Origin of the sequence: Rhizobium sp. BE258 (genome assembly GCF_031457345.1) — a bacterium.
Classification (GTDB): Bacteria; Pseudomonadota; Alphaproteobacteria; order Rhizobiales; family Rhizobiaceae; genus Rhizobium.
On the sequence record NZ_JAVDWL010000001.1, the window covers coordinates 1013249 to 1032315 of the forward strand.

Below are 19067 nucleotides of genomic sequence, written 5' to 3' on the forward strand. Positions count from 1 at the left end.
ATGGACTTTTCAGGCGATCCGATGAATGTTTGAGAAAGTCAAATTCTAGCGTGATCGTCTCATGGATATCCTCAGCCGCCTTATCGACCTTGCCGGGCTGCGCACCAGCCTGGACATTCGCTGCCGTCTTGAGGGCTCTTTCGCGATCGACCACGAACCGGCCGGTCGCGGCGTGATCCCGTTTCATGTCGTCCTTTCCGGTAGCTGCCGTCTGCGGCTACCTGATCGGCGAACCTTCGAAATGGTGGCAGGAGATTTCCTCCTGCTACCGCGCGGCGAGGCGCATCTGATTGTCGGCCGCGACACCGGTGCCCGGCCATCGCCCGTCAGGGTCTCACATGACGGTATGCTTCCGGTGCGGGCGAATGGCGATGGACCGCCCGATGTCGATCTGCTCTGCGGGCATTTCGATGCGGCAGCGGGTTTGTCATCGCTGCTGCTCGACACCCTGCCTGATGTCTTTCATGCTTCGCTGGCCGGAGCGCAGTCGCAGGAGACCCTGAAGCTGCTGGTCGGAATCCTGCGTGACGAGGCGATGCATCAGGAAGCCGGTGCGTTGACGGTTGCCACGGCAATCTGCCTCGCACTGCTGGCGATGGCGCTGCGGGCGCTAAACAATGCAGCGCTCGGCACCGCCGGTCTCGTGGCGCTGATTGCCAATCCGCGCTTCTCGCGCGCGCTGAAGGCTGTGATCGCGAACCCGGCGGAAGATTGGACGATCGAGCGGCTGGCGTCGCTCAGCGCCATGTCACGCGCCACTTATGCCAGACAGTTCAAGGAAACGTCGGGAATGACCGTGGCGGGCTTTCTGACCGACCTCCGTATGACGCTTGCCAGCGACCTCTTGATCCGCACGCGCCGGACGGTCGCCGATATCGCAGTGGAGGTCGGCTATGACTCCGAGGCGGCCTTCGGCAAGGCATTCAAGGCAAGGCGTGGAGTGCCACCGGCGCGCTTCAGGCAGCAGATGGCCTGAAGCGCGCCGGGCATTTTCTCAGGCGACGGCGCCGAACTGGGCGTCGTGCAGGCGGGCATAGGCACCGTTGCGGGAGAGAAGCTCCTTGTGGGTGCCTTCCTCGTCGATGCCATCGCGCCCCATCACCACGATGCGGTCGGCATTGCGGATCGTGGCCAGACGGTGGGCGACGACGAGCGTCGTGCGTCCCTCCGAAAGTTCCGAAAGCGCCTGCTGGATCTGATACTCGGTCGCCGTGTCGAGCGCCGACGTGGCCTCGTCAAGGATCAGGATCGGCGGGTTCTTCAGGAAGATGCGGGCGATCGCCAAACGCTGCTTCTGGCCACCCGAGAGCTTCACACCCCGCTCGCCGGTCGGCGTGTCCAGCCCTGACGGTAGGGAGCGTACGAATTCATCCAGCGACGAGCGGCGCAAGGCCTCCATGATCTCGGCATCGGACGCGCCAAGACGGCCGTAAGCGATATTCTCGCGGATGGTCGAGCCGAACAGGAACACATCCTGCTGGACGATGCCGATCTGGCTGCGCAGCGACGCCTGCGTCATGTCGCGGATATCAATGCCATCGATGGTGATGGCGCCCGACGTGACATCGTAGAAGCGCGGCAACAGCGAGCAGATGGTGGTCTTTCCCGCACCCGAGGGGCCGACAAAAGCGACGGTCTCGCCTGCCGATATCTTCAGGTTCAGATGCTCGAAGACCTTGCCGTCGTCCGAATAGCCGAAGGAGACGTCGTTATAGACGATGTCGCCCCGCAACGAGTTGACCGTCATTGCATTCGGCCGGTCGGCGAGATCCGGCTCGGTGTCGATCAGCGAAATGAAGCGCTTAAAGCCGGCAATGCCCTTCGGATACATCTCCAGCACCGAGGTGATCTTGTCGATCGGGTGGAAGAAGACATTGACCAACAGCAGGAAGCCGACGAAGCCGCCATAGGTCAGCTCGCCTGACACGACATACCAGGTGCCGGCCACCATGATGATCAGCTGCACCAGGCGCGTGCTGAAATAGCTGAGCGCGATGCTTGCGGTCATGTAGGCATAGGCGTTGAGCTTGGTTTCCTTGTAGCCTTCGTTGTTGCGGGCAAAGAGCTCGCTTTCGTAGCCTTCATTGCCGAACGCCTTGACGACGCGGATACCGCCGACGCTTTCCTGGACGCGGGTGTTGAAGTCACCGACCTTGCGGAACAGATTGCGCCAGGTCACCGTCATCTTGGCGCCGTAACGGCTGACGAGCCAGGTCATGAACGGCACGATCGCGGTGGTGATCAGCGCCAGCTTCCAGTGGACCGAGAACATCAGCAGGAAGGCGCCGATGAAGGTCATGATGGCGATGAACACGTCCTCGGGGCCGTGATGCGCGACCTCGCCGACCTCTTCGAGGTCCTTGGTGACGTGGGTGATCAGGTGGCCGGTCTTGTTGTTGTCGAAATAGCGGAACGACAGCTTCTGGATGTGATCGAAAGCCTGGCGGCGCATATCCGACTCGATCGAGATGCCGAGCGCATGGCCCCAATAGTTGACCACGGCCGATAGAGCCGTGTTGATCGCGTAGATGGCGAGCAGTGCCGCGGCGACGGCAGCAATCAGTCCCCAGTCGCGGCCGGGCAGCAGCTCGTCGACGAAGAGCTTGACGGCCAGCGGAAAGCCGAGCTCCAGCAGGCCTGCCAGAACGGCGCAGCCGAAGTCGAGGAAGAACAACCGCTTGTAGCGGCCATAATAGGAAAAGAAGCGACGAAACATGAATGCCCTCCGGGGCAATATTTGTCAGGATCGTTGGATGGGAAGCGGGTCAAGCAGACGCGCCAGATCGGCACCGCTGCTCAGCGTTGAAATGTGCCGAAATTTCTCATCGGACGATCCTCCTTCATGAGTCGCTGAAGCCTTATAGTATGAGCTGCTGTATAAGTCACTACAGCTTGTGGGTGGAAAACGAAAAGCCCGGCGAGCTATTGTCCGCCGGGCTTCAAGAATGACCGTGATCAGAGGCTCACTTCGGTGTGACGTCGAAGCCGAACCACTTTTCCGACAGCGTCTTGATGGTGCCGTCAGCCTTGGCGGCGGCGATCGCGTCGTTGAACATCGCCTTCAGTGCGGCGTCGTCCTTGCGCAGGCCAACCGAGCTGCCACGGCCGAGGAAGCCGCCCTGGAAGCGCGGACCCGTCGTCGTCATGTCTTCGTTGCCCGGCTTCTGCGAAGCGGTCGTCAGGTAGGCCATCGAAGCCATGACCAGATCGACGCGACCGGCCTTGAGGTCGAGATCGTGCTCTTCGGTGGTCTTGTATTCGCGGACTTCGACGACGCCCTTGAGGTACTTGTCGACGAAGGCGGCAGCGGTGGAGGCTGTCTGGACGCCGATCGTCTTGCCCTGCAGCGCAGGCTTGATCTTGTCGATTTCGGCGGCGGCGCCGGACTCATCGCTGGCGAGCGAGAAGACCTGGCCCTTTTCCGGCAGGTTTGCCAGATCGCTCTGCTTCGAGGTGGCAAAGGCCTGACCGGTCGAGCCGTAGGAATCGCTGAAAGCGATCACTTCCTCGCGCTTGGCGGTCGCCGACATGCCGGAGATGATGGCGTCGAACTTGCCGGCGTTGAGTGCCGGGATCATGCCGTCGAAGTTCTGGACGACGACCTTGCACTCGACCTTCATGTGGGCGCAAAGATACTTGGTGAGCTCGATCTCGTAGCCGTCGAGCGTGCCATCAGGCTTGGTGAAATTGTAAGGCTTGAACGAACCTTCGGTGGCGATCGTCACCGTCGTCCACTTCTTGTCGTCGGCATGGGCGATGCCTGCCGTGGCGAGAACGGCCGTCGCGGCGGCCGCAGTCAAAACCCGCGAAAGAATTGTCATTGTAGCTCCCCTTTTCTTGGTTTGGGCTGAGAAATTACTTGCTGATGAACTGCTTGAAGCGTTCCGAGCGTGAATTGGCAAAAACGTCCTGCGGCTTGCCGTCTTCTTCGACGAGTCCCTGATGCAGGAAGACGACGCGGCTTGAGACGTCGCGGGCGAAGCTCATCTCGTGGGTTACGACCAGCATGGTGCGGCCTTCTTCGGCGAGCGCGCGCATGACGCGGAGAACTTCGCCGACCAGTTCAGGATCGAGCGCCGATGTCGGCTCATCGAACAACATCACTTTCGGACGCATCGCCAGCGCCCGGGCGATCGCCGCACGCTGCTGCTGACCACCCGAAAGGTGGGCCGGATAGAAATTGCGCTTCTCGGCAATGCCGACCTTGGCAAGCAGTGCCTCGGCCTCCTCGATGCATTCGGCGCGATTGCGCCTCTGCACGTGAACCGGCGCCTCGATGACATTCTCCAGCACGGTCTTGTGGGACCAGAGATTGAAGCTCTGAAACACCATGCCGAGCTGCGAGCGAATGCGATCGACCTGTTTGCGATCGGCCGGGCGGCTTGCGCCCTTGGCGTCAGGGACCATCCGGATTGTTTCGCCGGCAACGGTCACTTCGCCGGAATTCGGCGTTTCCAGCAGGTTGATGCAGCGCAGGAATGTCGATTTTCCAGAGCCTGACGAGCCGAGGATCGACACGACGTCGCCTTCATGCGCGTCGAGCGAGATGCCTTTGAGCACTTCGACATTGCCGAAGCTCTTGTGCAGTTTTTTGACGCTGAGCGCGATCGGGGAAGGGGTGGGGGTCATCGGGCCTCTCCTTCAAGTGCGGGAGCAGACACGTCTGCCGGATGATAGGGCACGGGCTGGCGCAGATGCGGGCTCAACCAGTATTCGACGAGATGGACGAGGCGCGTCAGCAGGAAGTTGATCGCCAGATAGATCGCACCGGCGACGATGAAGACCTCGATCGCCCGGTAGCTCTCGGAGATGATGCGCGCGGCAACGCCGGTGACTTCCATCAGCGTGATGATCGATGCCAGCGAGGTCGCCTTGACCATCGAGATCATCTCGTTGCTGTAGCCGGGCAGAGCCTGGCGGATCGCCAGCGGCAGCACGATGCGTCGGAACTGCATTAGCCGCGGCATCCCGCAGGCGCGTGCCGCCTCGATCTGGCCGAAGGGAACCGAAAGCAGACCGCCGCGGATGATTTCGCTGGCGTAGGCCGCGGTATTCATCGTCAGTGCCAGCACCGCGCACCAGTAGGGGTCGCGCAGGAACGGCCAGAATATGCTGTGGCGGACGGCTGGAAACTGGCTGAGACCGTAATAGAGCAGGAAAATCTGGACGAGCAGCGGCGTGCCGCGAAAGACGAAGACGTAGGCGCGGGCAAACCACTCAAGCCCCTTGTTGCCGGACAGGCGGCAGAGCGCGATCGCCAGTGCCAGAACGGCGCCAAGTGCGATCGAGGTGGCTGCAAGTTCGAGCGTCAGCGGGATGGCTGAAATCAGGTTGACGAAGGTCTCGGAAAGAAATTGCCAGTCCATCAGCCTCTCCTCACGCCGCGCGAGAAGTGCTTTTCGGCACGTCTCAGGAACAGGCCAGAGCCGGTGGAAATGACGAGGTAGATTGCACCGGCAATGACGTAGAAGTCGAAGGGCAGGCCGGTCGAACCGGCGGCGATCTGCGTCTGGCGCAAGAGTTCGGCGACGCCGGTGATCGAGACGAGGGCGGATTCTTTCAGCACCACCTGCCAGACATTGCCGAGACCGGGAAGGGCGTGGCGCAAGGTCAGCGGCGCGATGATGCGGCGGAAACGCAGCCAGCGGCCCATGCCGCAGGCGATCGCCGCCTCGATCTCACCGGGATGTACCGCCTTGAAGGCGCCGCGGAAGACTTCGGTGAATTGGGCGCCAGAGGTGATGCCAACGGCGAGCGAGCCGGCGAGGAAGCCCGGAAACCCGAGAAAGCCTTCGGCCCCGAAGAGCTGGCCGATCGCCGTCACGGCGGCACTGCCGCCGAAATAGAAGAGGTAGATGACGAGCAGATCGGGAATGCCGCGCAACACCGTGGTGTAGGTGTCGGCAGCGATCCTGAGGCCGCGTCCGCCTGATATCTTCGCCCAAGCGCCGAAGGAACCGATGACGGCGCCGGTCGAATAGCCGGCGAGCGCGACGAGAACGGTCATCCACGCGCCTGCAAGCAGCGCCTTGCCCCATCCATCGGGGCCGAAGCTGATGAGCTCTAGGATGCCCGGCTGATTCATCATGCCGACCTTTCGGGAAGCGGCGGCTGCACGTCGTCGGGGATCGGATTGACGAACGGCGTCCCATCGAGGCGGGCCTTAAGGTCCGCCTTGGCCGCCTCGATGAGATCAGGGTTGCGGATCAGATCGATGGCGGTGCTCGCCATGACCTTCGCCGCGTGTTCCGTGCCCTTGTGGGCAGCCGGAAGTTTGCCCTGGGCAACAAGTTGCCAGGAATGACCGGGCGTACCGATCGCATAGGTGGCGCCGCGCATCTGCACTGTTGGTACTACCCAGCTCACGCTGCCGACATCGGTGGAACCGACGATCGAGCTGTCGCCGGCATAGAGCGGGAAGATCTCTTCGCAGAGCGGCTGATCCTTCTTTGGCTTCAGACCGAAACGGGCGTAGGACGAGGCGATATCCTCAGGGCTCATCGTCGCCTGGAACTTGCGGGCGGTCTCGCGGTCGGCATCGTCGAAGACAGGCGGGCCGAGGCGCTGGAGATTGGCAAACATAAGATCTTCGAGCGGCACGTTGCCAACCAGATTGGCGTCGCCGCTGATCACTTCGCTGCGCACCGATGTTTCCGTCATCAGCGCGGCACCCTCGGCAACCTTCTTGACGCGGGCAACGAGTGATAGAAGTTCCGGCAGGTTGCGGGCGCGGACCAGATAACGGACGGTCGCCTTGGCCTGAACCACGTTCGGCGCCGAGCCACCGGTATCGGTGACGGCGTAATGGATGCGGGCGCTCGACGGCATATGCTCGCGCATGTAGTTGACGCCGACATTCATCAGCTCGACGGCGTCAAGCGCGCTGCGGCCGAGATGCGGGGTGGCCGAAGCGTGCGAGGCGCGGCCGGAGAAATGGAAGTTTAGCTCGTTGCAGGCAAGCGACAGCGGATTGTTGACGCCGGCAAAGGCTGCCGGATGCCAGCAGATGGCGATATCGACGTCATCGAAGACGCCGGCGCGAACCATGAAACCCTTGGAGGAGCCGCCCTCTTCAGCCGGGCAACCGTAATAGCGGATGCGTCCCTTGAGACCATTCGCAGCAAGGAAATCCTTGACGGCGGAGGCTGCCAGCATGGAGCCGGCACCCAGCATGTTGTGGCCGCAGCCATGGCCGTGACCGTTCACTTCGGCCTCGCGCTTTTCGGCAAGCCCGGCCACCTGGCTGAGGCCTGGAAGTGCATCGAACTCACCGAGAATGGCGATCACGGGTCCGCCCTCGCCAGCCTCGCCCATGACGGCGGTCGGCAACCCGGCAATGCCGCGCTCGACGCGGAAGCCCTCGGCTTCCAGCTGGCGCGCATGCTCGTCGGCCGAGCGGTATTCCTCGTAATTCGTCTCCGGCATATCCCAGATGCGGTCACTGAGCGCAGCGAAGGATGCGCTCTTGGCTTCGACGATATCCCAAACGGCTTCGATGTTTTTCATGACTTTCAAAACGGCTTCGTTTCGCATAGTATCCAAAATTGGCGCCAATTTAGGTTACAAAAATTCTTTGCGCAATCCATGTGCATGAATAAATTTTGGACAAACTCAAGCGGTTGCCACGCCTACAGAATTTGGAACAGGCGTGCTATCGATGATGCAAAACAGGGGATTGCGAATGGCAGACGTCGTGATGGAAGAGGGGCCGGAAGCGGCAGAAGCACGCGACGTCACGGACTTCATCCTGCAGGACATTCTCGCCGGCGTGCTTTTGCCCGGGACGTGGCTGAAGCAGATCGATCTCGAGCGCCGCTACAAATGCACGCGCCCCGAAGTGCGCCGTGCGCTGGACCGCCTGGCACAGAAGCGCCTTGTCGAGCACGTTCCGAACCGCGGCTACCACGTTTATGAGCCGGATGGCCGCCGCGCCCAGGAAGTCAGCGAAATCCGCATCATTCTCGAAACCGCGATCGCGGCAACGATCGTTTCAAATGCTGCGGCAGACGAGATCGCCAAGCTTCGGAAGCTTGCCGATCATTTCGACCTGATGGTGCTGAATGGAACGATGCTGGAGCTCTACGAAGCCAATCTGGCCTTCCATCGCCAGCTGCTGACGCTCGGCGGCAATCTCGAACTTGTCGACCTCATTACCGAAATCCGCCAGAGGACCTCCTCGGCGCCGGTCTCGCAATGGCGCACCCGCGCCCGTGTCGAACAATCCGGCCGCGAGCATCATCAGATGATCGATGCGATTGCGGCCGGGGATGTCGAAAGCCTGAAGGCGCTGGTCCGCCAGCATATCCTGCAGCGCTGAATCAAACAGGCCGGGATACTCGTATCTCCCGGCCTGCCTTTGGTCATGATCAGTTGGACTGCCAGCTCTTGACCAGCTCGTCGTAATTGACCGTCACCGGCTTTTCCTTCTCGTTCTCGATCTTCAACTGCGGAGCGAGGTTGCCCTTGGCGACGGCATCCTTGTTCCAATACTCAAGATCATGCTCTTCGGCGAGCTTCGGACCGATATCACCCTGCACCTTGGCGCGTTCGAGGCGTTGGAGCACCTTTTCCTGCTCGGAGCAAAGCGAGTCCATGGCTTCCTGCGCGGTCTTGGCGCCGGAAGAAGCGTCACCCACGGCCTGCCACCAAAGCTGTGCCAGCTTCGGATAATCGGGAACGTTGGTGCCGGTCGGAGACCACTGAACGCGGGCCGGCGAGCGGTAGAACTCGATCAGGCCGCCGAGCTTCGGAGCGCGCTCCGTGAAGCTCTTGTCGCGAATGGTCGACTCGCGGATGAAGGTGAGGCCGACATGGCTCTTCTTCACGTCCACGGTCTTCGACGTCACGAACTGCGCGTAGAGCCATGCGGCCTTGGCGCGGTCATCGGGGGTCGATTTCATCAGCGTCCAGGAACCGACATCCTGATAGCCGAGCTTCATGCCGTCCTTCCAGTAGACGCCATGCGGTGAAGGCGCCATGCGCCATTTCGGCGTGCCGTCCTCGTTGACGACAGGCAGGCCTGGCTTGACGGCGTCAGCCGTGAAAGCCGTATACCAGAAGATCTGCTGAGCTACTTCGCCCTGCGCCGGCACGGGGCCGGATTCGGAGAAGTTCATGCCCTGTGCTGCCGGCGGTGCATAGGCCTTCAGCCAATCCAGATATTTCTGGATCGAATAGACGGCAGCCGGGCCGTTCGTGTCGCCGCCACGGGCAACGCACGAACCGACAGGACGTGAATTCTCGTCGACCTTGATGCCCCATTCGTCGACAGGAAGACCGTTCGGCAGGCCCTTGTCACCATTGCCGGCCATCGACAGCCAGGCATCGGTGAAGCGCCATCCGAGCGACGGGTCCTTCTTGCCGTAGTCCATATGGCCGAAGACCTTCTTGCCGCCGATGTCGCGGCCGGTGAAGAATTCGGCGATGTCCTCATAGGCTGACCAGTTGACCGGAACGCCGAGATCGTAGCCGTACTTCGCCTTGAAGTCGGCCTTGTTCTTCTCGTCGTTGAACCAGTCGTAGCGGAACCAGTAGAGGTTCGCGAACTGCTGGTCGGGAAGCTGATAGAGCTTCTTGTCGGGCGCAGTCGTGAACTTGGTGCCGATAAAGTCGTCGATGTCGAGGCCGGGATTGGTAACGTCCTTGCCTTCGTTGGCCATCCAGTCGGTGAGCGAACGGGCCTGCTGGTAGCGCCAATGGGTGCCGATCAGGTCCGAGTCGTTGACGTAGGCGTCGTAGATGTTCTCGCCCGACTGCATCTGCGTCTGCAGCTTTTCGACGACGTCGCCTTCGCCGATCAGGTCGTGGGTGATCTTGATGCCGGTGATTGCCGTGAAGGCGGGCGCCAGGACCTTCGATTCATATTCGTGGGTCGTCAGCGTTTCGGAAACGACCTTGATGTCCATGCCGGCAAAAGGCTTGCCCGCATCGATGAACCACTGCATTTCCTTTTCTTGGTCGGCGCGCGGAAGCGACGAGAGATCGCCGATTTCCTTGTCGAGAAAGGCTTTCGCCTCGTCCATCCCGGCATAGGCAGAGCCTGTCATTGCCAGCAAAATGCCTGCTGTCGTCGCAAGTAGATGCCGTCGCATAATATCCTCCCAGGGTTAGCGATTGCAGTCTTCACGTTTCAGGCGGCCAGTACCCCCGGCCATCTGTCTAAACTTGGCATCACACGTAACGGAACACGCCGATCGCGTAGATCACGGAGATGCCAAGAGCCCACCACAGGCCGGGTCCGACAAGGCCCAGCCATGCGAGATGAATGAACGCTGCCCCCAGCAGCGAGATGAAGAGACGGTCGCCGCGCGTGGTCTCGAAGCGCAGCAGGCCGGTGCGCGGAGAGCCCCCCGGCACGAAATATTCCCAGACGCTCATGCCTGCGAGCAGCACGAGGATCGTCAGGAAGAACAGCGCCGTCGGCAGTGTCCAGGCCATCCAGGAAAAGCTCATTTCCGTCTCCTCCTCAGACGCGGCCCAGGGCAAAGCCCTTTGCGATGTAGTTTCGAACGAAATAGATGACGAGTGCGCCGGGCACGATGGTCAGCACCCCGGCCGCCGCAAGCACACCCCAGTCCATGCCGGCCGCCGAGACCGTTCGCGTCATGATCGCCGAGATCGGCTTTGCCGCGGTTGTGGTCAGCGTGCGGGCGAGCAGCAGCTCCACCCACGAGAACATGAAGCAGAAGAAGGCCGCGACCCCGACGCCGCTGGCGATCAGCGGCATGAAGATCTTCACGAAGAAGCGGGGGAAGGAATAGCCGTCGATATAGGCCGTCTCGTCGATTTCCTTCGGCACGCCGGACATGAAGCCTTCAAGGATCCAGACCGCCAGTGGCACGTTGAACAGGCAATGCGCCAGCGCCACGGCGATATGGGTGTCGATCAGCCCGAAGGCCGAATAGAGCTGGAAGAAGGGCAGGGCAAAAACTGCGGGCGGTGCCATGCGGTTGGTCAAGAGCCAGAAGAACAGGTGCTTGTCGCCGAGGAACCGGTAGCGCGAAAACGCATAGGCCGCAGGCAGGGCCGCCAGAACCGAAATCACCGTATTCATGGCCACATAGATGATCGAGTTGATGTAGCCGTTATACCAGGACGGATCGGTGAAAATCACCGCGTAGTTGGCGAGCGTCGGATTCTGCGGCCAGAGCGAGAAGGCCCCGGTGATTTCCGAGTTCTCCTTGAAGCTCATGTTGACCAGCCAGTAGATCGGCAGGAGCAGGAAGACGATATAGAGCGTCGAAACCACCCAGGAGAAGTTTCCGGCGGGCTTGTATTTCATTGTCTGAGCCATGGTCCTCTCCTTTCTCAGGCGTTTTCGTCGCTGCTGGTCATCACGGTGTAGAAGATCCACGAGAGCAGCAGGATGATCAGGAAGTAGATGATCGACATGGCCGCGGCCGGGCCGAGGTCGAACTGGCCGACCGCCGTCTTCACAAGATCGATCGACAGGAACGTCGTCGAATTGCCAGGCCCGCCGCCTGTCACGACAAAGGGTTCGGTGTAGATCATGAAGCTGTCCATGAAGCGCAGCAGCACGGCGATCAGAAGCACGCGCTTCATCTTCGGCAGCTGGATGTAGCGGAAGACGGACCAGCGAGAGGCGCCGTCGATCTTCGCCGCCTGATAATAGGCGTCGGGGATCGAGACGAGGCCGGCATAGCAGAGCAGCACGACGAGGCTCGTCCAGTGCCAGACATCCATGACGATAACGGTGATCCAGGCATCGGCGGGATCACGGACGTAGTTATAATCGAGCCCGATCGCCTCCAGCGTATGGCCGAGCAGACCGATATCGACGCGGCCGAAGACCTGCCAGATGGTGCCGACGACGTTCCACGGAATGAGCAGCGGTAGCGACATCAGCACCAGGCAGACCGGGACGCCGAGCCCCTTCTTCGGCATGTTGAGCGCGATGAAGATGCCGAGCGGGATCTCGATCGCCAGAATGATCAGCGAGAAGGCGAGGTTGCGCTGCAGCGCCGCCCAAAACCGATCCGATTCCAGCGTCTGCACGAACCAGTCGGTTCCGGCCCAGAAGAACTCGTTGTTGCCGAACGTGTCCTGAACCGAATAGTTGACGACGGTCATCAGCGGGATGACGGCCGAAAAGGCGACGAGCACCAGCACCGGCAGGACGAGAAACCAGGCTTTGTTGTTCAAGGTCTTTTCCATGGATCAGGCCTCCCTGCCGACGCGCCAGGAATTGGCGTAGATGCTGATGGCCGCGGGATCGAAATTGACCCGGGCATCCTCCGGAATTTCCCCATCTTCGGGCACGACGATCGCCAGCGGCTGCCCGGCGAAGCGGGCGCGGACGATCTTCTGACGGCCGATATCCTCGACCTTCGAGATCGTGACCGGCATGCCCTCGCGGCCGAGCCTGACGAATTCGGGGCGGATGCCGAGCTCCACCTTCGATGCCCCGTCAGTGCGTGGCGCGTAGTCGAGATTGATGGTCTGTTCGCCGACGCTGACCGCGTTTCCGGAAACTTTGGCCGGCATGACGTTCATGCCCGGCGAGCCGATGAAATAGCCGACAAAGGTGTGGCTCGGCCGTTCGAACAGTTCGGCCGGCGTGCCGATCTGGACGATCTCGCCCTCATACATGACGACGACTTTTTCCGCGAAGGTCAGCGCCTCGGTCTGGTCGTGGGTGACATAGACCATGGTGAAGCCGAACTGCTTGTGCAGCCGTTTCAGCTGCGAGCGCAGCACCCATTTCATATGCGGATCGATGACGGTCAGCGGTTCGTCGAACAGGATGGCGTTGACGTCGTTGCGAACGAGGCCGCGGCCGAGCGAGATCTTCTGCTTCTGGTCGGCGGTCAGACGCTGCGCCTTGCGCTTCGCCCAGTCCGAGAGATCGATCATCTCGAGGATTTCGCGGACGCGCCTGTCGACTTCGGGCTCGGCGACGCCGCGGTTGCGTAGCGGGAAGGCCAGATTGTCGTAGACGGTCATCGTGTCGTAGATGACCGGGAACTGGAATACCTGGGCGATGTTTCGCGCTTGCGTCGACAGGTTGGTGACATCCTTGCCGTCGAACAGGATGCGTCCATGCGATGGCTGAAGAAGCCCGGATATGATGTTGAGAAGCGTGGTCTTTCCACAGCCGGAAGGGCCAAGCAGCGCATAGGCGCCGCCATCGGTCCATTCGTGATCGACTTCCTTCAGGGCGTAATCCTTGTCGGATTTCGGATCCGGCCCGTAGGCGTGGCGGATATGGTCGAGCGTGATGCGTGCCATGTGAGCCTCCTAAGCCGCGTGGTTGCCGGTTGCGATCGCTCGTCCACCCGGCCCGAAGGCCATCAGATGGCGGGTATCGAGGAAGACAGCGACCTCAGTGTCCGGGTCGATGTCGTGAATGCCATGCGCCAGCATCACCCAGCGCACGCCGTTGAAATCCAGATGGACGAAGCTCTCCGACCCGGTGATCTCAGATATCAGCGTGCGTGCCGAAAGCTTCGGCGAGGCGCCGGTCTGCTGCGAAAGCGCCAGATGGTGAGGGTGGAAGGCGATGGTCACGACGCCATCCGCCATGCCGGCGAGATGCCGGGGCACGGGTATCTCCGCACCGCTTGCATGCTGGAAGCTTGCTGCGCGCTTGGTCACCTCGATGAAGTTCAGCGGCGGGTCGGCGAAGGTCTTGGCGGTGATCAGATCGGCTGGGCGGCGATAGACCTCGATCGTCTTGCCGAACTGAGTGACGCGGCCTTCGCTGAGGGTAACCGTGTTGCCGCCGAGAAGCAGCGCTTCCGAGGGCTCCGTCGTAGCATAGACGAAGATCGCGCCCGAGGCGGCGAAGATGCGCGGCAGTTCCTCGCGCAGTTCTTCGCGCAGCTTGTAGTCCAGGTTGGCGAGCGGCTCGTCGAGCAGCACCAGGCTGGCGTTCTTGACGAGGGCTCGGGCAAGGGCCGTGCGCTGCTGCTGGCCACCGGAGAGATTGAGCGGCGTGCGATCGAGATACGGCGTCAGCTTCATCAGCTCGGCCGCCTTGCGCACCTCGGCGTCGATGGTCTTGGCGTCGTGACCTGCAATGCGCATCGGCGAGGCGATGTTCTCATAGACCGAGAGCGCCGGGTAATTGATGAACTGCTGGTAGACCATCGCCACCTGGCGCTTCTGCACCGGCATGCCGGTGACGTCGGCGCCGTCGAAATAGACGGAGCCGCTGGTCGGCTTGTCGAGGCCGGCCATCAGGCGCATCAGCGACGTCTTGCCTGACAGCGTCGGCCCCAGCAGGACGTTCAGCGTTCCCCGTTCGAAAGTCAGGTTGGTCGGGTGAATGTGATACTCACCGCCGACCATCTTTGCGGCATTGCGCAGTTCCAGCATTCCGGCTCCCGTGCCTCCTCAAGACGGGGACCACATGCCGCTCTATCCGGCCATTTGCGCGGGCAGGGCGGCGATGTACTCCTCCAGTGTCTGCATCTGTTCCGTCGTCATGTGCAATCCGGCCTTCGTTCTCCGCCAGAGAACATCCTCGGCGGTGAAGGCCCATTCATTCTGCATGAGATAGCGCACCTCGGCCTCATAGAGATCCGATCCGAAATGCCTGCCGAGATCGGCCGTGGACGCGGCCTTGCCGAGCAGCACATTGGCCCTGGTGCCATAGCGGCGCGTCAGCCGGCGGGCATGGGCCGACGTTAGGAACGGATAGGCAGCCTTCAGCTTGCCAACCTCCGCCTCATAGCCCTGCACCGGAAAATCCCCGCCCGGCAGATGGCTCTTGGCCGTCCACGGACTGCCCTTGACGCCGATCGCCTCGCCGATCTTATCCAGCGCATGTTCCGACAGACGCCGGTAGGTGGTGAGCTTGCCGCCGAAGACGTTCAGCAGTGGTGCGTTGTTGACTTCGGTCCCGTCCTTGCCTTCGAGCTTCAGCACGTAATCGCGGGTCGCCTCCTGCGCCTTCGAGGCGCCATCGTCGAACAGCGGGCGAACCGCCGAATAGGTCCAGACGATATCCTCGGGCTTCACCGGCTCCTTGAAATACTCGGAGGCCGCGTTGCAGAGATAGGTGGTCTCTTCGCCGGAGATTCTGACATCCTTGGGGTCGCCGGTGTAATCGCGGTCGGTGGTGCCGATCAGCGTGAAGTCGCTCTCATAGGGAATGGCGAAGATGATGCGGTTGTCGGGGTTCTGGAAGAAATAGGCCTTCGGCCCCTCGAACTTCTTCCGGACGATGATATGGCTGCCCTGGACGAGGCGGACATGGCGTGCCTCGTTCTCGCCGAAGGCGGCGCGGATCACATGATCGACCCAGGGACCGGCGGCATTGACCAGCATGCGGGCCTGATGCGTTGAACTGCGTCCCGACAGCGTATCGACCGTCTCGATGGTCCAGAGGCCATTCTCGCGCCGTGCGGAGACGACTTTCGTGCGCGGCATGATCAGCGCGCCGCGGTCGCTGGCATCCCTGGCATTGAGCACCACCATGCGGGCGTCGTCGACCCAGCCGTCGGAATATTCGAAGGCTTTCGTAAACAGCGCCTTCAGCGGCTTGCCGGCCGGATCGGTTCGCATGTCGAGCGTCGCCGTCGGCGGCAGCAGCTTGCGGCCACCGAGGTGATCATAGAGGAACAGCCCGAGACGGATCAGCCAGGCAGGCCGGATGCCGCCCTTGTGATAGGGTAGCACGAAGCGCATCGGCCAGATGATGTGCGGGGCCATTGCCCAGAGCACCTCGCGCTCCATTAGCGATTCACGCACCAGGCGGAATTCGTAATGTTCGAGATAGCGCAGACCGCCATGGATCAGCTTGGTGGCACCCGACGACGTGCCGGAGGCGACGTCGTTCATCTCGGCCAGCGCCACCGAATAGCCGCGTCCAGCCGCATCCCGGGCGATCCCGCAGCCGTTGATACCGCCGCCGATCACGAATAGGTCGTGAAGTGCCTGGCCCACATTCCCCTCCCGTGTGCCTTTTGTCTCGGTTACCCTCCCCGGCAAACCGAAACTACGCAGACTAGAAGTGAAGACGAAGCGAATGTCAAACGAATGTTTCGGGCATCTAAAACCGGAAGATCAGAGGCAAATCATTGCTCAGCTGTGCAATGACTGAAAACCGCACTTTCGCTTTGCCGCCGCATGCGGTGGCTCAAGCCCGCTCCTCCCAGATCCTGGCGATTTCGACGATCGTCGCCACGGCCTTTTCCATATCCTGCAGGCTCACCCACTCCAGCGGCGAGTGGAAGGCATGTCCGCCGTCGAAGATGTTGGCGGTCGGCAGGCCCATGAAGGAAAGCCGCGAACCGTCCGTCCCGCCACGGATGCTGCCGCGCAGCGGGGTCATGCCTGCACGCCTGATCGCCTCGATCGCGTGGTCGACGATCTCCGGATTGCGGTCGAGCACGGCCTTCATGTTACGGTACTGGTGCTTGACGCTGAATGTGTAGGAGGAGCCGGGATAGGCTTTCATGACATCCTTGACGATCCCCTCGAGCAGGGCTTCCTTGGCGGCAAGGCCGTCATCGACGAAATCGCGGATGATGAAGCCGAGCTCGGCCTTCTCCATCGAACCGCTGACGCCGGTCGGGTGAATGAAGCCGTCGCGCCCTGAGGTCGTTTCCGGCGCGATCTCTTTCGGCAGCCGGGCGATGATATCGCCGGCGATCTTGATGGCGTTCTCCATCTTGCCCTTGGCAAAGCCCGGATGCATGGCGAGGCCCTGGATGACGATCTCGACGCCGTCGGCGGAAAAGGTCTCGTCCTCGATTTCGCCGGCCGTCGAGCCGTCGACCGTGTAGGCGAACTCGGCGCCAAGCTTCTTGAGATCCGCCTTGTCGACGCCGCGGCCGATTTCCTCGTCTGGTGTAAGCAGCAGTTTGATCGTCCCGTGCTTGATATCGGGATTATCGATCAGGAATTTCGCCGCCGTCATGATTTCGGCGAGCCCCGCCTTGTCGTCGGCGCCGAGCAGCGTCGTTCCGTCGGTGGTGATGATGTCGTTGCCGATCTGGTTCTTCAGCTCGGGATGATCCGCGACACGGATCACCTGCTGCGGATCGCCCGTCAGCCTGATATCGCCGCCCTGGTAATTCCTGACGATCTGCGGCTTGACGTTCGTCCCGGTAAAGTCGGGCGCGGTGTCCATATGCGAGCAGAAGCAGATCACCGGAACGGTCTTGGCGGTGTTTGCGGGAATGGTCGTGTAGACATAGCCGTGCTCGTCGAGATGCGCGTCGGCAAGGCCGATCTCCAGCAGCTCTTCAACGAGGACCCGGCCGAGATTCTTCTGCTTCTCGGTCGAGGGCTGGCTTTTCGATGCCGGGTCTGACTGGGTGTCGATGACGGCGTAGCGCAGGAAGCGGTCGAGAACGGTGGGGGTCATGGGATCATCCGGTATGGCGTGGCGAAAAGACCGGTATAGCCGCTGACGGCGCCAAGGTGAACGGCGTTTCGGCGCCTATCGCAAGACAGCGCGAAGCCGCGGCGCGGCAAAGTCGAGAAAGGCCCGGAGCTTCAGCGGCAGGACGCCCTGTGACAGATGCACGAGACTGACGGGGGAGGGTGGCTGTTCGAATTCTTCCAGTAGCGGCACCAGCAGCCCGTCCTCGACGGCGCGTTTTGCCTGGTAGGAGAGCGTCCGGGTGATGCCGAGACCGGAGACCGCCGCATCGACCGCAGCTTCGGCGGTGTTGACGGAAAGCCGGGGATGGATCGGCGTGGAGACATCCTGACCATCCTGGCGAAAGACCCATAACTGGGCCGGTGTGACCCCTTCGAAGGAAATGCAGGCGTGATCGGCAAGCTGCTGCGGATCAAGGGGCGTGCCGTGCCGCCGCAGATAATCCGGGCTGGCATAGGCCGTTCGCCTGACGGTGCCGAGCCGGGTCGCAATCAGGTTGTTTTCCGAGAGGTGGCGGATGCGCAGCGCCACGTCGATGTGCTCGTCGGCCAGGCTGACCGGCCGGTCGCTCATCACCAGCCGCATGTTGATGTCAGGGAAGGCTTTCAGGAAATCGGTGATGACAGGCAGGACGTGCAGCCGTCCGAATACGATCGGCGCTGTCATCGTCAGGTCGCCCTTGGGCGCCAGATATTCGCCGGTGGCTCGCCGTTCCGCCTCCTCGACGCGTCCGAGGATTTCGCGCGCCGCACTGACATAGCCTTCGCCTGCTTCGGTCAGCGAAATGCGGCGGTTGGTGCGCCTGATCAGCCGGATGCCGAGATGGGCCTCCAGCTCCGATATCTTGCGGCTGACAGTCGGTAGAGGCGAGTGCAGGGCGCGCGAGGCCGCCGACAGGCTGCCATTCTCGACCACCGCCAAAAGCACGCTCATCGCATCAAGACGATCCATCTGACCTTCCGAAAAACGAGAGGATAACTATCAAGATCGCTATCTACTACAGAAAAGCGGAAATCACTAGGTTTCTTCGCAGGTCTTCGGACCAACGGATTTCAACCCGCTGCGAAAGGCACCCCAATGAAACTCCACCACTTCCCGCTTTCCGGCCACGCGCACCGCGCCGTCCTGTTTCTCTCGCTCCTCGGCGTCAAGGCTGAGCTTGTCGAAGTCGATATCCCCGGCGGCGCACATAAGTCGCCTGACTATCTAAAGCTCAATCCGTTCGGCCAGGTGCCGGTTCTGGAAGATGGCGACGTGGCGGTCAGCGATTCCAACGCCATCCTCGTTTATGTCGCCACGAAACTTGGCCGCAAGGATTGGCTGCCGGATGATGCTGCAACGGCGGCGAAGGTGCAGAAGTGGCTTTCGGTGGCTGCAGGCGAAATCGCCTACGGCCCAGCAGCGGCGCGCCTGATCACCGTCTTCGGTGCCAATTTCCGCGCCGAGGAAGTGATTGCCCGCGCCCACCGCATTCTGACGCTGATCAATGCCGAGCTTGAGACGCATCGTTTCATCATCGGCGACCGGCCGACGATCGCCGACGTCTCGCTCTACAGCTACATCGTCAACGCACCTGAGGGGAACGTCGACCTCGCGGCCTATCCCGAGGTTCGCCACTGGCTGGCCCGGATCGAGGCGCTTCCGGGCTTCGTGCCGTTCCAGAAGACAGCGGCTGGCCTTGCCGCCTAGCGGCAAACCGCGGCCGGAGACATCC

18 protein-coding genes are annotated in these 19067 nt (G+C 61.6%); 3 read left to right on the top strand and 15 right to left on the bottom strand.

Annotated elements, in window-relative coordinates; all coding sequences use genetic code 11:
- The first annotated feature begins 61 nt into the window (after nt 1-61).
- Entirely contained in the window at nt 62-976 is a 915-nt protein-coding gene (locus J2X43_RS04720) for an AraC family transcriptional regulator (RefSeq protein WP_112388244.1), read from the top strand.
- A gap of 18 nt (nt 977-994) precedes the next feature.
- Here J2X43_RS04720 and J2X43_RS04725 read toward each other — a convergent pair whose 3' ends face one another.
- The 6 genes from J2X43_RS04725 to J2X43_RS04750 form a co-directional block, all read right to left on the bottom strand.
- Complete coding sequence (locus J2X43_RS04725) at nt 995-2716, bottom strand: ABC transporter ATP-binding protein (RefSeq protein ID WP_112388243.1); 1722 nt, start codon at nt 2714-2716, stop codon at nt 995-997.
- A gap of 247 nt (nt 2717-2963) precedes the next feature.
- The gene (locus J2X43_RS04730) at nt 2964-3821 is read right to left on the bottom strand and encodes a transporter substrate-binding domain-containing protein (RefSeq protein WP_112388242.1); all 858 of its coding nucleotides are present in this window, start codon (nt 3819-3821) and stop codon (nt 2964-2966) included.
- A gap of 34 nt (nt 3822-3855) precedes the next feature.
- Nucleotides 3856-4629: an ABC transporter ATP-binding protein gene (locus J2X43_RS04735; RefSeq protein ID WP_112388241.1), complete on the bottom strand. Its 774-nt coding sequence runs from the start codon at nt 4627-4629 to the stop codon at nt 3856-3858.
- Nucleotides 4626-5366 carry an ABC transporter permease gene (locus tag J2X43_RS04740; RefSeq protein WP_112388240.1) on the bottom strand — a complete coding sequence of 247 codons (741 nt, stop codon included), beginning with the start codon at nt 5364-5366 and terminating at the stop codon, nt 4626-4628. The genes J2X43_RS04735 and J2X43_RS04740 overlap by 4 nt, the downstream gene beginning before the upstream one ends.
- The gene (locus J2X43_RS04745; RefSeq protein ID WP_112388990.1) at nt 5366-6085 is read right to left on the bottom strand and encodes an ABC transporter permease; all 720 of its coding nucleotides are present in this window, start codon (nt 6083-6085) and stop codon (nt 5366-5368) included. The genes J2X43_RS04740 and J2X43_RS04745 overlap by 1 nt, the downstream gene beginning before the upstream one ends.
- Complete coding sequence (locus tag J2X43_RS04750; protein WP_112388239.1) at nt 6085-7506, bottom strand: M20 family metallopeptidase; 1422 nt, start codon at nt 7504-7506, stop codon at nt 6085-6087. Before J2X43_RS04750 ends, J2X43_RS04745 begins: the two co-directional genes overlap by 1 nt.
- A 175-nt stretch (nt 7507-7681) precedes the next feature.
- On the opposite strand from J2X43_RS04750, the gene J2X43_RS04755 reads away from it, so the two are divergent.
- Nucleotides 7682-8317 carry a GntR family transcriptional regulator gene (locus tag J2X43_RS04755; protein ID WP_112388238.1) on the top strand — a complete coding sequence of 212 codons (636 nt, stop codon included), beginning with the start codon at nt 7682-7684 and terminating at the stop codon, nt 8315-8317.
- Nucleotides 8318-8366: 49 nt separating this feature from the next.
- On the opposite strand, the gene J2X43_RS04760 is transcribed toward J2X43_RS04755, so the two are convergent.
- From J2X43_RS04760 to J2X43_RS04800, 9 genes are all read right to left on the bottom strand, one after another.
- Nucleotides 8367-10091: an ABC transporter substrate-binding protein gene (locus J2X43_RS04760; protein WP_310291172.1), complete on the bottom strand. Its 1725-nt coding sequence runs from the start codon at nt 10089-10091 to the stop codon at nt 8367-8369.
- A 79-nt stretch (nt 10092-10170) separates the two neighbouring features.
- On the bottom strand, nt 10171-10452 hold the full coding sequence (locus J2X43_RS04765; protein ID WP_112388236.1) for a DUF2160 domain-containing protein: 282 nt from the start codon (nt 10450-10452) through the stop codon (nt 10171-10173).
- Nucleotides 10453-10465: 13 nt separating this feature from the next.
- A complete protein-coding gene (locus J2X43_RS04770; protein WP_112388235.1) occupies nt 10466-11293 on the bottom strand; it encodes a carbohydrate ABC transporter permease in 828 nt (275 codons plus the stop codon).
- Between the two features lie 14 nt (nt 11294-11307).
- Nucleotides 11308-12174, bottom strand: a complete 867-nt coding sequence (locus J2X43_RS04775; RefSeq protein WP_112388234.1) for a carbohydrate ABC transporter permease — start codon at nt 12172-12174, stop codon at nt 11308-11310.
- Between the two features lie 3 nt (nt 12175-12177).
- On the bottom strand, nt 12178-13248 hold the full coding sequence (locus J2X43_RS04780) for an ABC transporter ATP-binding protein (protein ID WP_112388233.1): 1071 nt from the start codon (nt 13246-13248) through the stop codon (nt 12178-12180).
- Nucleotides 13249-13257: 9 nt separating this feature from the next.
- Nucleotides 13258-14337, bottom strand: a complete 1080-nt coding sequence (locus tag J2X43_RS04785) for an ABC transporter ATP-binding protein (RefSeq protein ID WP_112388232.1) — start codon at nt 14335-14337, stop codon at nt 13258-13260.
- Nucleotides 14338-14379: 42 nt separating this feature from the next.
- Nucleotides 14380-15909, bottom strand: coding sequence for a glycerol-3-phosphate dehydrogenase (glpD, locus tag J2X43_RS04790; RefSeq protein WP_310291177.1), 1530 nt, complete (start codon nt 15907-15909; stop codon nt 14380-14382).
- Between the two features lie 193 nt (nt 15910-16102).
- Nucleotides 16103-17335, bottom strand: a complete 1233-nt coding sequence (gene pepT / locus J2X43_RS04795; RefSeq protein ID WP_112388230.1) for a peptidase T — start codon at nt 17333-17335, stop codon at nt 16103-16105.
- Between the two features lie 75 nt (nt 17336-17410).
- Nucleotides 17411-18304, bottom strand: coding sequence for a LysR family transcriptional regulator (locus tag J2X43_RS04800; RefSeq protein WP_112388229.1), 894 nt, complete (start codon nt 18302-18304; stop codon nt 17411-17413).
- Nucleotides 18305-18430: 126 nt separating this feature from the next.
- Between J2X43_RS04800 and J2X43_RS04805 the strand changes: the two genes are divergently transcribed.
- A complete protein-coding gene (locus tag J2X43_RS04805; RefSeq protein WP_112388228.1) occupies nt 18431-19042 on the top strand; it encodes a glutathione S-transferase family protein in 612 nt (203 codons plus the stop codon).
- Nucleotides 19043-19067 lie beyond the last annotated feature (25 nt).